Source organism: Pseudomonas sp. ADAK2 (genome assembly GCF_012935755.1).
Taxonomy (GTDB): Bacteria; Pseudomonadota; Gammaproteobacteria; order Pseudomonadales; family Pseudomonadaceae; genus Aquipseudomonas.
The window spans coordinates 117,985-130,905 of the sequence record NZ_CP052862.1 but is presented as its reverse complement, the minus strand read 5'-3'; the positions used below and the strand labels follow the sequence as shown (position 1 = coordinate 130,905).

The following is a 12,921-nucleotide window of genomic DNA, read 5'->3' as shown; positions in this document are numbered from 1 at the left end:
GGAACTACACCGGTAAGCGTCGCGTGACGATCAGTTCTACGGCTGCGATTCGTTCAACATGTTCGTAACCCGTTTCCAGCAACTCTTCGCCGAAGACGTCCGGATCAAGTTCCCGGTAATGCCAGTCCAGCGCGGCACTATCCAGCGTCTCTTTCACAGCGGCGAGAAACGGGTCCTGGCCATCCACGATGGCGACGCCGGTATACAGCACCAGCGACCCGCCCATGGACAAACGCTCAATCGATTCGCGGACGATCCGCACGGACAGGTCGGCGCCCAGCGCATCACCGCCATGTCGATAGGCACGTTGCCGGGAATCCTTCATGTACGGTGGGTTGGCGACGATCAGGTCGAAGCGCCCTTCTACATCGTTAAGCACATTGCTGGCGTGGCAAGCCACGTTATTCAAGCCTGCCAACTCGGCGTTGATCCGGGTGAAGTCGAGCGCTTTGGGATTGATATCAACCGCCAGGACTTCAGCCTGGGGATGCGCTCGAGCGATGAGCATCGCGCCGGCGCCGGTGCCACAGCCGATGTCGACGGCGCGCTGGATGGCGCAACTGGTCGAGCGCAAATGCCGTTCGATCGTTAGCGCAAAACGATAGGTATCGGGGCCGAAGAACACCGAATCTTCCTGGGTGGTCGGAAAGGCGGAATGCACCAGCAACAGGTTATCCAGGGTCGACCATCTGACCGTGCTTTTGAGGCGCTCACCGTCGCGTTGCACCAGGCCACACTCGATCAATGGATGCTCATCAATCGGCAGCAGGCCACGCTCGAATGACCGGTTCCAGCCAAACGCATCACGCAGTGTTTTGCCGATACCGTTACCCGCCCGCTCGTTGACCCGTTGATGAGTGACAGGCGTTGGCGTCACGAACGTGTAGCCGCTTTCGCGCAGCCGATGGCCCAGTTGCAGCAGTTCGGACTGTCGTTTCATGCCTGCTGCCCCTTGATGTTTTCGCTCATCGTTTTGACGAACTCCCGGGTGGCATAGAGCCCGGCCGGCGTCGCGTGCATGGCCGGACACATGAAATCCTTGAGCAACGCCATCTTTTCACTGGGCGCACAGTGCTTGAGATCGCGGATCAACCCTTGCAGGTCCGGGTCGGTTTGCACGACTGGAGACTGCCTATCCAGTGTCCCGGCGGCCTTGCTCCTGAACTGGAATCGGAAGGCGTTGGTCGCGCGTTCTTCGACGACCCGGTCACCGGCAATCCAGTCCCACAGCAGCTGTTTTTCGTAGCCCGAAAACACCCCGAACATCGGCGCGCCAGCGCCATCGATCAAGGTCCAGAAGCGACTGTTGACCGGGTCTTCATCGCGCTTGATCCAGCCTTTTTTCAGCAAAGCGTCGAGAAACGCCGGGATCTGATCCGGCGTGCCCAGCCACTCATTGATGGTCCGGCCTTCGAGGCGGCAATAGTCGGAATGCATGTGCTGGCCGAACGATCTTTTGCGTTCGAGCATGGCGATGACTTCCTGCTCCAGGTCGAAAGACTGGATGACTGCCGTCGAGCCAATCCCCAGTTCATTCAGCTTGTAGCCTTGCACGACACGCCGATAAAACTCATCACGTTCCGCCCCCATCGGCATCAGCGACAGCACGCTCTGGGCCGCCTTGCGCGCATGACCGGTGCTGGCGTTATCGATGGTCACGTGCAAGGTGAAATAGTGCGGATCAATGCCCAGCTCATTCAACTCGAACGAGGTGATCAGTAAGTGCAACGGCAGCTGTTCGTAGCCCAGGTTGTAGCCGATCACTTCAGGCAGAAACGCCGCGCCATGCTGCCCCAGCGCCAACTGGATCGCGCCCTGCACGTAGTAATCATCCGCCAGCGAATAGCCGGGGTCGCAGTCCACATCGGCGATCAGTTTTTTATACAGCGCTACATGATTGAGCGCAGGTTCGCCGTCGCCTAACTCTTCCAGGTATGTGCGAATCAACCCATGAAACCGATAATCCGCCCAATGCGGTAGCAAGCCGTAGAGCCAGGCGCCATCCACCAGTTTGGTCGGCGCGACATGCTGCAGGAAATACAGCGCATGGCTGCGGCTGCTGAAAAATCGCCGGGGGCCACCGGCATGTCGCTCTTGCAGGTACGTCGAATACTGCTCGGCCACCTTCGCCACACCCTGCTCGATCCAGCCTTCAAGTTGCTCCGGTGTGGCCGGCACCTCACAGTGTGCGTGGTCGGCGCGGGCCAGTTCTCGCTGCAGAAAATCGGTAACGTCGACCTGGCGTAATTTCTCGCTCGGTTGCATCAAGGCGTCATAGACGGTTTTAGCCTGACCGTCGGCTGCCGCCGGATGACCTATTGGCGTTCCTGTAAGGGTCTGAAGGGCTGTCATAGGTCCACCTGGCAGTGTCAAAACATAAGGAATCCCGGCATTTCGCCGCTCTAATTCTTACGATTCACCTCGCTTCGGAACATTCATTTAATTTCACGGCTGTCCGGTGGACGGCCATATTTCCCTTTTTTGCTCACTTCACCGGTTTCGAGGTATTGAGCTTCACCGCCTCGCGTATCAGCGCTTTCAACGCGGTTTCGTTGATCTTTTCGCCCTCGTGAATATCGATGGCCCGCCGGGTGTTGCCTTCAAGGCTGGCGTTGAACAGGCCTGAAGGATCGTCCAGCGAAGCGCCCTTGGCGAAGGTCATTTTCACCACGGACTTGTAGGTCTCGCCGGTGCAGATAATGCCGGCGTGGGACCACACCGGAACGCCCCGCCACTTCACTTCCTCGACCACGTCGGGGTCGGCCTTGTGGATGAGCGCGCGGACCTGCGCCAGGGTCTTGCCCCGCCAATCGCCCAGTTCCTGGATTTTCGCGTCGATCTGCGAAGAGGCCGCGCCGCCCTCCTCTGCGTCCGTTTCCTGTTTCATGGTGATCGTCTCTCGTGGTGATTGCCGACGGATGAGTATTGCTGACGAACGATTTTTTCCAGGCATCACGACCGCTGGGCCTGTCGCCTCGCGCATCCCCGAACCTCAACCGATAATTGCAACGTCGTGCGCTGCACACGTTCATCGAGGACTGAAAGATGCCGCTGACTCTTTACTACCACCCTCTCTCGTCGTACTGCCACAAAGTACTGACGGCGCTGTACGAAAATGGCGTCGAGTTCGAGAAGAGGATCGTTGACCTGACAAACGAGGCCGACCGGGCGGAGCTTCAGGCGCTGTGGCCGATCGGAAAATTTCCAGTCATCCATGATCACGCTCACGAGCAGGATGTGCCGGAATCCACGATCATCATCGAGTACGTGGACCGGTTCTATCCCGGCACGTATCGCCTGGTACCTGACGATTGGGAGACCGCGCTGGAGGTGCGTTTGTGGGACCGGTTTTTCGATAACTATGTGCAGGGGCCGATGCAGCGGATCGTGGCTGATCGCCTGTTCTCGGCGCACGGCGATTTGACCCAGGAGCGCGCCCTGCTGACGACGGCGTATCAGATGCTGGAGCGGCGGATGGCTTCGCGGATCTGGGTCGCCAGCGAAGCGTTCAGCCTGGCCGATTGCGCGGCGGTCCCGGCGCTGTTCTATGCCAGTACACTGGTGCCGTTTCCCAATGACTTCGGGCACTTGAGTGCCTATTTTGAACGGCTGATGCAAAGGCCATCGGTGCAGCGCGTCATTGATGAAGCCAAGCCGTATTTTCAGTTTTATCCGTTTGCGGAGGCGATTGCGTTGCGGTTTCGTTGATGCCGTACGCGATCTGTGGCCTGTGTTCGGCTCTGTAGCCGCTGGCGAAGCCTGCGTCCGGCTGCGAAGCAGTCGTAAAACCTGAGCACGCGGTCCTTCTGATGTACCGCATCGTCTGGATTTGCGACGGCTTCGCCGCCGAACGCTGCCTCGCACTGCTCGGCAGCTGCTACAAGGGATGTGTTTTGCCGCAGTCCGGATCACTGCGGCTGAAAGGTCTCGAGATAAGCCAGCAGGTTTTCGATCTTTTCCTGATCGCTGATACCCCAGAAGATCATACGAGTGCCGGCCACCACGCTTTTGGGGTCTTCGATGTACTTGGCCAGGGTTTCGCGAGTCCAGACCACGCCGGAGGATTTCATCGCCTCTGAATACTGATAGCCCTCGGTGCTGCCAGCGGTGCGGCCGATCACACCGTTGAGCACCGGGCCAAAACCCGGTCGTGCCGATTCGCCGACTTGATGGCAGCCGCCACAGGTGCGGACGAACAGTTTCCCGCCCGCCTCGGCATCGCCGGCCGCGTGAGCCGCGGTGCCGAACAATCCTGTGGTGAGCAATAAAGCGATAGTCAGTACGCCAGCGTGGTTCATGGAGCGGCTCTCGAAAAAACGAGCGGCTATTTCATCACGACCAGCGCCCGGACCGAAGCCTCATTTACGCGCCAATTTGTATCGCACGCAGTCCTCATAAAAGCTCTTGCGGATCGCTTCCGGCCTGAACCGCGACTTGCTGTCGTAGGTTTGCTCGGTAATACCCATGGCCATCATGTGCATCCACGGCTTGTTGAACTTGTAGACCTGGACTTTCTGGCGTGCGGCATACAGCGAAACGCCTTGCAGTTTCAGCTCCTGAGCCCTGGCCGCCGTCCCCGCGCCCCAGCTGCACATATACCGATCATTGGGCTTCAGCTCTTTGGCCTCGACCGAGACGGCAACGCTCGCCAGGGCCAGCGAGATCACTAGATTGCGCAATTGAATGTCACCTAACCATCTGAAAGTGCGGCGATTCTGGCGATTAGTCGAGGGTTTGGGGGCCAGCAAATTGCCTTATCTGCGAAAGCCATATCCGCACCCTCGCCTACACTTGCTTCCCGTGCATGGATTACTCCAATAGCGGTCGACAAACGAGGCCCCGATGACAAAAACAAAAACACTGACTGGGCTGATGGCCTTGTTGCCGGCGATCACCGTGCAAGCGGATGACGGCGGCATCAGTTTCTGGCTGCCCGGCCAATTCGGGGCGCTGGCGGCGGCGCCGACCGAGCCGGGTTGGAGCATGCCGCTGATTTACTACCATGTCAGCGCCAGCGAGGGCGGGAGCAAGCCATTTCCACGGGGCGGCCGGACCACCGTGGGGCTGGATGCGAAAGCCGATCTGCTGTTCGCCAGCCCCACTTACACGTTTGCCGAACCGTTGCTGGGCGCTCAAGCGGCGGTGTCGATAGTCGCCGCGGTGGGACGGTCCGAGGCCAGTGTCGACACCACGTTGACCGGCCCACGTGGCCGGACCTTTTCCGGGGGCACGGACGACAGCCTCAAGGGTGGCAGCGATGTCTATCTGTTGGGCACGTTGAAGTGGAACCACGGGGTGCACAATTTCATGGCGTACAGCATGGGCAACCTGCCCGTCGGTGCCTATGACCCGGATCGACTGGTCAACACCGGGCTGGGCCATGCCTCGATGGATGCGGGCGGCGGCTACACCTATTTCGATAAGACCAACGAGTTTTCCGCCGTGGCGGGCATGACCTACAACTGGGAAAACACCGATATCGACTATAAAAACGGCATCGACGCCCACCTGGACTTGAGCGCTTCGCACTTCATCAACAGCCAGACGCACCTGGGCGTGGTCGGCTACGTTTACCACCAGGTCACGGGGGACAGCGGCAGCGGTGCGACCCAGGGCGATTTCAAATCCAAAGTCAGCGCGGTTGGGCCGCAGGCCGGGCATTTCTTCAAAGTCGGCAAAGAACTGTGGTACGCCAACCTCAAGGGTTACTACGAGTTTGATGCCGAAAATCGCGCCGAGGGCTGGAACACCTGGGTGACGCTGGTCGTGCCCTTGTAATCAGGTGTTGGTCTTCAGTTTGTTCCACAGACGCGTGGTCAACCGGGCAATGGCCGGCGGCAGGTCCTCAACGGTGAACAGTTTTTCCAGGACCGTTTTCGGCGGGTAGATCGCCGGGTCCTGCTTCACGTCCGGGCTGACAAATTCGTCCGCCGCCAGGTTGGCGTTGGCGTAATGCACGCTGCTGCTGATGTTGGCAATCACCTTGGGCTCAAGCAGGTAGTTCATGTAGTTGTAGCCATTCTTCTCGTGGGGCGCGCTCTTGGGCATGACCACCATGTCCATCCACAGGGTCGAGCCTTCGTCCGGGATCGAATAGGCGATGTCGATGCCATTCTTGGCTTCCTTGGCACTGGCGGCGGCTTGTACGATGTCGCCGTTGAAACCAATCACCGCGCAGATGTTGCCGTTGGCCAGGTCGCTGACGTATTTGGAGGTGTGGAAGTACTGCACGTACGGCCGGATCTTCAGCAGCGCCTGCTCGGCCTTGGCGTAATCCGCCGGCTCGTGGCTGTGGTGCGGCAGGCCCAGGTAGTTGAGGGTGATCGGCAAAATCTGCGTCGGGTTATCGATGATTGCCACGCCGCACTGGCTCAGCTTTTTGATGTTGTTCTCATCAAAAAACAGGCGCCAGGAATGGGTGACGTCGGTGGTGCCGAAAATCGCCTTGATCTTCTCGACGTTGTAGCCGATACCCGCCGTGCCCCACATGTAGGGATAGCCGTACTGGTTGCCCGGGTCGTTGACCTCGAGTTTTTTCATCAGTGCCGGGTCGAGGTTTTTCCAGTTCGGCAGTTGGCTCTTGTCCAGTTTCTGGATCGCCCCGGCCTTGATCAACCGCGACATGAAATGGTTCGACGGACTGACCACGTCGTAACCGGTGTTGCCGGTCATCAACTTCGATTCCAGCACTTCATTGCTGTCGTGGATGTCGTAAGTCGCCTTGATCCCGGTGACCTTGGTGAAACTGGGCAAGGTGTCCTCGGCGATGTAGCCGCTCCAGTTGGAAATGTTGACCTGTTCGTCGGCGTACGTGACGGCCGAAAACGTTGTGAGCAAGACCGTCAGGGAAACAGGGTTAAAGCGCATGTTCGATCACCTGAGTTGAAGAATTTTTGTTGTTTGGGATGCCCGGTTTTCTAGATTTCTGTTCTGGCCCTGACCGCCTCCACACGCATGCGAAGCATGGCACCGATATCGAGAAAGGGTTTGGGCGGCAGCCAGCCGGGCTGGGCCCGTTGCATCACCGAGGCCAACATCGGCGAGTCGCTGCCCGAGGCCAGTTCGGCGAGCAACCGGCCCCAAAGCGTGCCGCGCGCCACGCCGGAACCGTTGCAACCGGCCACGGCAAATACGCCCTCCTCAACCTTGGCGAAAAACGGTTGCCCGGAGCGCGAGGCGCTCAAATGACCGGTCCAGGTGAAGCGAATGTCCTGCTCGGTCAGCCACGGAAAGCGCCGTTGCAAACCCAGCACATGGTGTTTTCTGCGCAGCAGCAGATCGCTGTTGGATAAATCCTTGGCGCGGTATTCGGCGGTGTTGCGGATCATCACGCGACGGTCCGGGGTCAACCGCACCGTGGCGCCGAGGGGTCGGGTGGACAGCACGCCCCAGGGCTCGACGTTGCCCATCGCCTGAAACTCTTGCTCGGTCAACGGCCGCGTCAGGCTGGCGCTGAGTTCCATGGAAAACGTGCCGCTGTCGGCGATTCCCGAGCGTGGGATGAAGGCATTCAGGCACACCAGCACCTGCTGCGCCTCAACGCTGCCCTCGGCTCCCTGGGCGCGAACCTGTCCTTTGGCCAGACGTTCGAGGCCGGTGATGTCGGTGTTTTCGTAGAGCGTCACATTCGGCGGCAGCGCTTCCAGCAAGCCCTTCACGTATTTGGCCGGTTGCAGCAAGGCGTTGCCGTTGCCACACCAGATCGCGGCCTGGTAATGACCGATTCCGAGTTTTTGCTTCAGCTGTTCGCCTTCCAGAAACTGCGCCGAGGCACCCACCGCATGCAGCGTTTGCAGCTTGGCCTCGACGTGGGTCAGCTTGGCGGGATCGCTGACGGCGAAGAAATAGCCGGCATCGCGCAAATCGCACTCGATGCCATGCAGGGCAATGCGCTGGCGGACTTCCGCACTGGCGGCGCGGGAGATCGCGGTATCCACCTCATAACCAGCGAATCCCGAATGCCCCGCCAGCTCATCGGTGCTCGGGTGTTCATGGGCCACGACGAATCCGGAATTGCGCGCCGAAGCACCCTGCGCCGCCCGCTGCCGATCGACAATCACAATGCGCGCCTGAGGGTGCATTTCGGCGAGTGAATGAGCGGCGCACAGCCCGGTGATGCCGGCACCGATAATCAGCCAATCGGCTTTTTGCCTTCCGCTCAGGCGATCACGCACCGGGGCGTTACCCGCTTGCGCAATCCAGCCACAACTATTTTCCATGCCTCACCTCATTGACGGTCGTTCGGCGCGCCGTACTCAACGCTTCATGCAGCAAGCGCATGAGGTGTTTGAGATAACGGCAGCCAGAGCTAGAATCTATAAGGTCTGTAGCGACACAACCAACGTTATAAAATCATCTGAGTATTCTTAAAACGCATGGATAAAATCCGCCACGTTCCTTCTCTTCAGGGCCTGCAGGCCCTGGTCGAGGTCGCTGATTCGGGCAGCTTTACGCAAGCGGCGCACACGCTGTGCCTGACCCAAAGTGCGGTGAGTCGAAAAATCCAGCAGTTGGAATCTCACTTCGGCGTATCGCTGTTCATCAGGAGCAGCCGTAGCCTGCAACTGACCGTCGAGGGCGAACAGGTGCTGGCCAGTGCGCGCAACATTCTCGAGCAGCTGAAAACCCTTGAGGATCGGCTTTCCCCACAAAAGCGCCCCTTCCGCATCCGCATGCATGTGTCGCTGGCGGTGCGCTGGTTGCTGCCGAAACTGAGCGACTTCTACTTGCGTCACCCGGACGTTTCCCTGTCGATCGAAACCGTGGCCACGGAAATCGTCGAACCGGCCGCCGACAGCGACGCCTACATCCTCTATCTGCCCGAGCCGTCAAACGATCCCGCCAGCCTGACCCTGTTCGAGGAATCGCTGGTGCCGGTGTGCGCGCCGGGGTTCGGCCCACTGGACTCGATGGATGATCTTGTGCGCTTTGCGCTGCTGCACCGTTCGGCGGACAAGCAAGCCTGGATCGACTGGCTGGCAGCCAATGGCGGCAAGTCGCTGGAGGATTACCGGCACATCCCCTTCAACCTCGATGAGCTGGCGCTCGATGCAGCGGCGCGAGGCTTGGGCGTGGCGATGACGGACCTGACCCTGGCCCAGGAATCGCTTGATCGCGGGGTGCTGGTGGTGCCGTTTGGTCAGCCATTGAAGACCCAGGGAATTTACTCACTGTGCCCACAGCCGTCGGCGGCGAGCCATCCGGCGTGCGGGGTGATCATGCAGTGGTTTGCGGAGCAGGCGCAGCGGGAGACGGAGTGAATTAGTCCCGTATTTTGGTGACTATCGCCCGCCCCTTTTCTCCTCATGCTTTGATAGGGCACACCAACCGCCAGCCCGATCAATGCACACTTGATATAGGTATTCGGACGTGTGGTGTCCAGAACATGGTCTGCACGCTGATATGCGGATGACTTTCCAACGGTTCCCATTCATCCATGAACGCGAACCCTTGCTTCAGGTAGAAGTTCGCGGCCCTGGCATTGTCCGGCGAGACGTCGAGGTAGACGCGCTCATGACCTTTTTCCATCGCCAGGCTTTTCACCGCCTCGACCAACCGAGCGGCTACGCCAGAACCGCGTGCGGCGGGTTCAACCCACATGCCGATCAGGTTGAAGCGATTCGCTTGACTGACCCCGGCGCCAATCATGCCCACCGGTTGATCGTTCTGGATGGCCAGCCAGAATTGCGTGCCGGCAGACGAGGCGCGTTCTTTCCATTGCTCGTCGGTGTAGTTGGCCGCCGTTTGGTAACTCACGCCGAACGCTGTCGGCGCGTCCAACAGCGCGGCGAGGCGGATGTGCTTCAAGAGCGGCCAGTCTTTTGTTTCCGTTAGACGAATGTTCATGACGGCTTTACGCTCTAGCTTCCTCACGCGGTGTTGCCTTCAATGTCGACACCGGCAGCAATTAATGGGTAACGCAGCACCATAGGCCGGCAGTGCCCAGGGCAGGATGCCCCTGAAATTCACAAATTCGGTATGTGCTGCGGGCAAGATGAGCGTTTAGTTAACCATCACCTCGTCCAGTGCCTGCTCGAGGGTGCTGACCGTGCGCTCGATATTGTGCAGCTTTTCGAGTCCGAACAGACCAATGCGGAAGGTCTGGAAGTCGGCCGGCTCGTCGCACTGCAACGGCACTCCGGCGGCGATCTGTAGGCCGTGTTCGGCAAATTTCTTGCCGCTCTTGATGTCGGCATCATCGGTGTAGCTCACCACTACGCCAGGTGCCTGAAAACCGGCTGCGGCCACGCTTTTGATGCCTTTGCCGCTCAACATTGCGCGCACCCGATCGCCCAGAGCCTGTTGTTCGCCGCAGACCTTGTCGAAACCGTAGGCTTGCGTCTCTTTCATCACTTCGTTGAATCGCGCGAGGGAGTCGCTGGGCATGGTTGCATGGTAGGCATGTCCGCCCTGTTCGTAGGCCTGCATGACCTGCAGCCACTTTTTCAGGTCGCAGGCGAAGCTGCTGCTTTGCGTCTGTTCGATGCGTTCGAGGGCCAAAGAACTGAGCATCACCAGGGCGCAGCAAGGGGAGGCGCTCCAGCCTTTCTGCGGTGCGCTGATCAGCAGGTCGACTGCGCATTTGTGCATATCAACCCATAGCGTGCCTGAGGCGATGCAGTCCAGCACGAACAGGCCTCCCACCGCATGCACGGCGTCGCCGACAGCCCGCAGGTACTCGTCGGGCAGGATAATCCCTGATGAGGTTTCAACGTGGGGGGCGAAGACAATCTGCGGCTTCTGCGCCGCAATGGCTGCCAGCACTTCGTCCAGAGGGGGTGGGGCGTAGGCAGCCTGGTGACCAGTCTCGACCGGTCGGGCTTTCAGCACCGTAGTGGCCGCCGGGATGTTGCCCATCTCAAGGATCTGGCTCCAGCGATAACTGAACCAGCCGTTGCGTATCACCAGGCATTGCTGGTTGGTGGCAAACTGTCGCGCCACCGCTTCCATGCCGAACGTGCCACTGCCCGGGACCACCGCAACCGCCTGGGCGTTGTAGACCTGCTTCAGGGTCCTGGAAATGTTCTTCATCACGCCTTGAAATGACTGCGACATGTGGTTGAGCGAGCGGTCGGTGTAGACCACTGAGTATTCGACCAGCCCCTCGGGATCGATATTGGGATATAGCTTTGACATGGCGTGACTCCTTTGGCAGAGATCTCAGTGGTATCGACCCTGCCCTAAGCCTTGGCAAATGACAAGATTGCTCAGGATGAATTGCGACTTCTGTTGAGCGGCTGGCATCATCAAGGTCGATGGGACTGCTCCCAGTTCAGACTGTTGCGACACTTGTGGCACTGCGTGAATGACATCCACAACCATTTTTTCAGCGCTGCTCACCCCATGAATTCTTTCAGCCAAACCCGTCCGAGTCGCACTTTTTCCTGGATGGTAAATGACCACCTCTGGCCGATGGCCGTCATTGACTAAGCCGAAGTACTTTAGGTACGGGACCGAGCGACGTGTGTTGCAGTGATTCGCCCCTTTTTTTCAGACATTCCGGGACAGTTAGTTATGGAGACTCCACGGTCATGGTTTTACCGCGTGCCCCTCTTCCATGTGAGGGACGTTCGGTGATTTCTTCTCAGGCACGATAAAACTCACTGTCGTGCTGGTGAGGATCTTGTGAGTCGGGTCCGCCACTTCCAGAAGAACCTTGTGCGTACCGGGCGTCAGCCCAACCAGGATAATCGGGTCTTCACTGGTATGCGCCCACGTTCCTTTCCAGTCATCGACGGTCACGTGGAGATGGCCGAGACGCGGAGACACGTCACCCGCCGTTTTGCCAAATACCGGCATGATCCTGGCGTGCTCTGTCCGATATTGAATGATGACAACCCCGCGGGCGAGTGGCTCGGCAAGCGGTGGATAGGCAATGAGTTTTGGCGGCGTCTCAGATTCCAAGGGGAGTATTGCCGGTGGCTGATCGGGATCTGCTTCTCCTTGACCGACTGCAGCGATGCAAAAAAAGCCTCCCAAGGCAAAGACAAACAGATTTCTGAGAACGAGGGACATGGCGTTTTTCTCCCGCGTGATGTTATTCAAGGCTAGATCAACTGGCTCTTCTTCACCGCAATCCACCAGCAAAATCACGGTAAGACTCATAGGCGCGCCCGTCGTCATCGGCAACAGCCATGACCTTTGGGTCAGCGATAGCATGAAAGAGACTCGCAGCTGATCGCATCCGTTCTAATCAGATACCTTGTAGACCTGCCGATGAGGGGCGCGGTGTCGGCAATTCAGCCGATATCGACGTTCAAGGCAATGTCCCAAGTGCCGGCGCCGTTTTTTGCCAGGCCGATCATCATCAGGCCGAGCGCCTCAAGCGTCTGGGCCATGTGCAGGCCGCCGACATCCAACGGACGCAACCCGAGACTCTCGATGAACGTCGAGACGCGCGCCTTGGCCTCCGGATCATCGGCGGCGATGAACGCGTCGAGGCGCCCACCCTTGGCAAGGACGTGGCCGAACAGGGTGTTGAACGCCTTCACGACATGCGCGCTGGCGGGGGCGATCTTGGCGATCTCTTGCGCACCCGAACTGACGGCGGGAGAGACGAGGCCCGTGAGGTCCGGAGAGGCCGTGTTGGTGATGTCGATGATCACCTTGCCGTCGAGCGCGTCTCCGTACTCGGCCACCACCGACGCCGCACCGGTGTACGGCACGGCGAGGATGACGATGTCGCCGGCTGGCGCCGCCCCGTACGTCCCTGTGGTCGCTCCGGCCGCGAGCTGGTCGGCCAGCGCCTGCGCCTTGGCGGGGTCGCGGCTCATCACCTCGACGGTATGCCCTGCTCTAGCGATACGACCGGCAATCGCCGCGGCCATGCCTCCTGAACCGATGATGCTGATAGTGCTCATGTGCAGTCTCCTCGTGAATTAGGGTGTTGCTCGTTGCCGTCCGCCGGGCCAGTTGCGACCC

General features: G+C 59.3%; 14 protein-coding genes. 3 read left to right on the top strand and 11 right to left on the bottom strand.

The window, feature by feature from the left end; genetic code table 11:
• Positions 1 to 4: 4 nt before the first annotated feature.
• The 3 genes from HKK52_RS00760 to HKK52_RS00750 all read right to left on the bottom strand — a co-directional run bounded on the left by HKK52_RS00760 (position 5) and on the right by HKK52_RS00750 (position 2,887).
• Positions 5 to 940, bottom strand: coding sequence for a methyltransferase (locus HKK52_RS00760; RefSeq protein ID WP_169368858.1), 936 nt, complete (start codon positions 938 to 940; stop codon positions 5 to 7).
• Complete coding sequence (locus tag HKK52_RS00755) at positions 937 to 2,352, bottom strand: iron-containing redox enzyme family protein (protein WP_169368857.1); 1,416 nt, start codon at positions 2,350 to 2,352, stop codon at positions 937 to 939. The genes HKK52_RS00760 and HKK52_RS00755 overlap by 4 nt, the downstream gene beginning before the upstream one ends.
• Before the next feature lie 133 nt (positions 2,353 to 2,485).
• On the bottom strand, positions 2,486 to 2,887 hold the full coding sequence (locus tag HKK52_RS00750; protein WP_169368856.1) for a DUF1801 domain-containing protein: 402 nt from the start codon (positions 2,885 to 2,887) through the stop codon (positions 2,486 to 2,488).
• A gap of 158 nt (positions 2,888 to 3,045) precedes the next feature.
• Here HKK52_RS00750 and HKK52_RS00745 point away from each other — a divergent pair, with 158 nt between their 5' ends.
• Positions 3,046 to 3,708 (top strand): glutathione S-transferase family protein, encoded by a 663-nt coding sequence (locus HKK52_RS00745; protein WP_169368855.1) that lies wholly within the window; start codon positions 3,046 to 3,048, stop codon positions 3,706 to 3,708.
• A gap of 200 nt (positions 3,709 to 3,908) precedes the next feature.
• Here the strand turns inward: HKK52_RS00745 and HKK52_RS00740 are convergent, their stop codons facing one another.
• On the bottom strand, positions 3,909 to 4,298 hold the full coding sequence (locus HKK52_RS00740) for a c-type cytochrome (protein WP_169368854.1): 390 nt from the start codon (positions 4,296 to 4,298) through the stop codon (positions 3,909 to 3,911).
• 60 nt (positions 4,299 to 4,358) lie between these two features.
• Positions 4,359 to 4,685, bottom strand: coding sequence for a hypothetical protein (locus HKK52_RS00735; protein ID WP_442962300.1), 327 nt, complete (start codon positions 4,683 to 4,685; stop codon positions 4,359 to 4,361).
• Positions 4,686 to 4,842: 157 nt separating this feature from the next.
• On the opposite strand from HKK52_RS00735, the gene HKK52_RS00730 reads away from it, so the two are divergent.
• Entirely contained in the window at positions 4,843 to 5,778 is a 936-nt protein-coding gene (locus tag HKK52_RS00730) for a SphA family protein (protein WP_169368852.1), read from the top strand.
• Here the strand turns inward: HKK52_RS00730 and HKK52_RS00725 are convergent, their stop codons facing one another.
• The gene (locus tag HKK52_RS00725; protein ID WP_169368851.1) at positions 5,779 to 6,867 is read right to left on the bottom strand and encodes a polyamine ABC transporter substrate-binding protein; all 1,089 of its coding nucleotides are present in this window, start codon (positions 6,865 to 6,867) and stop codon (positions 5,779 to 5,781) included.
• 50 nt (positions 6,868 to 6,917) lie between these two features.
• Positions 6,918 to 8,219: an NAD(P)/FAD-dependent oxidoreductase gene (locus HKK52_RS00720; RefSeq protein ID WP_169368850.1), complete on the bottom strand. Its 1,302-nt coding sequence runs from the start codon at positions 8,217 to 8,219 to the stop codon at positions 6,918 to 6,920.
• A 156-nt stretch (positions 8,220 to 8,375) separates the two neighbouring features.
• Between HKK52_RS00720 and HKK52_RS00715 the strand changes: the two genes are divergently transcribed.
• Complete coding sequence (locus HKK52_RS00715) at positions 8,376 to 9,260, top strand: LysR substrate-binding domain-containing protein (protein ID WP_169368849.1); 885 nt, start codon at positions 8,376 to 8,378, stop codon at positions 9,258 to 9,260.
• A 79-nt stretch (positions 9,261 to 9,339) separates the two neighbouring features.
• On the opposite strand, the gene HKK52_RS00710 is transcribed toward HKK52_RS00715, so the two are convergent.
• From HKK52_RS00710 to HKK52_RS00695, 4 genes are all read right to left on the bottom strand, one after another.
• The gene (locus HKK52_RS00710) at positions 9,340 to 9,846 is read right to left on the bottom strand and encodes a GNAT family N-acetyltransferase (RefSeq protein ID WP_178117435.1); all 507 of its coding nucleotides are present in this window, start codon (positions 9,844 to 9,846) and stop codon (positions 9,340 to 9,342) included.
• Positions 9,847 to 10,002: 156 nt separating this feature from the next.
• Positions 10,003 to 11,136, bottom strand: a complete 1,134-nt coding sequence (locus tag HKK52_RS00705; RefSeq protein WP_169368848.1) for an aminotransferase class V-fold PLP-dependent enzyme — start codon at positions 11,134 to 11,136, stop codon at positions 10,003 to 10,005.
• Positions 11,137 to 11,529: 393 nt separating this feature from the next.
• Positions 11,530 to 12,015, bottom strand: coding sequence for a DUF6130 family protein (locus tag HKK52_RS00700; protein WP_169374148.1), 486 nt, complete (start codon positions 12,013 to 12,015; stop codon positions 11,530 to 11,532).
• A gap of 224 nt (positions 12,016 to 12,239) precedes the next feature.
• Positions 12,240 to 12,860, bottom strand: a complete 621-nt coding sequence (locus HKK52_RS00695) for an NADPH-dependent F420 reductase (RefSeq protein ID WP_169368847.1) — start codon at positions 12,858 to 12,860, stop codon at positions 12,240 to 12,242.
• Positions 12,861 to 12,921: the final 61 nt, after the last annotated feature.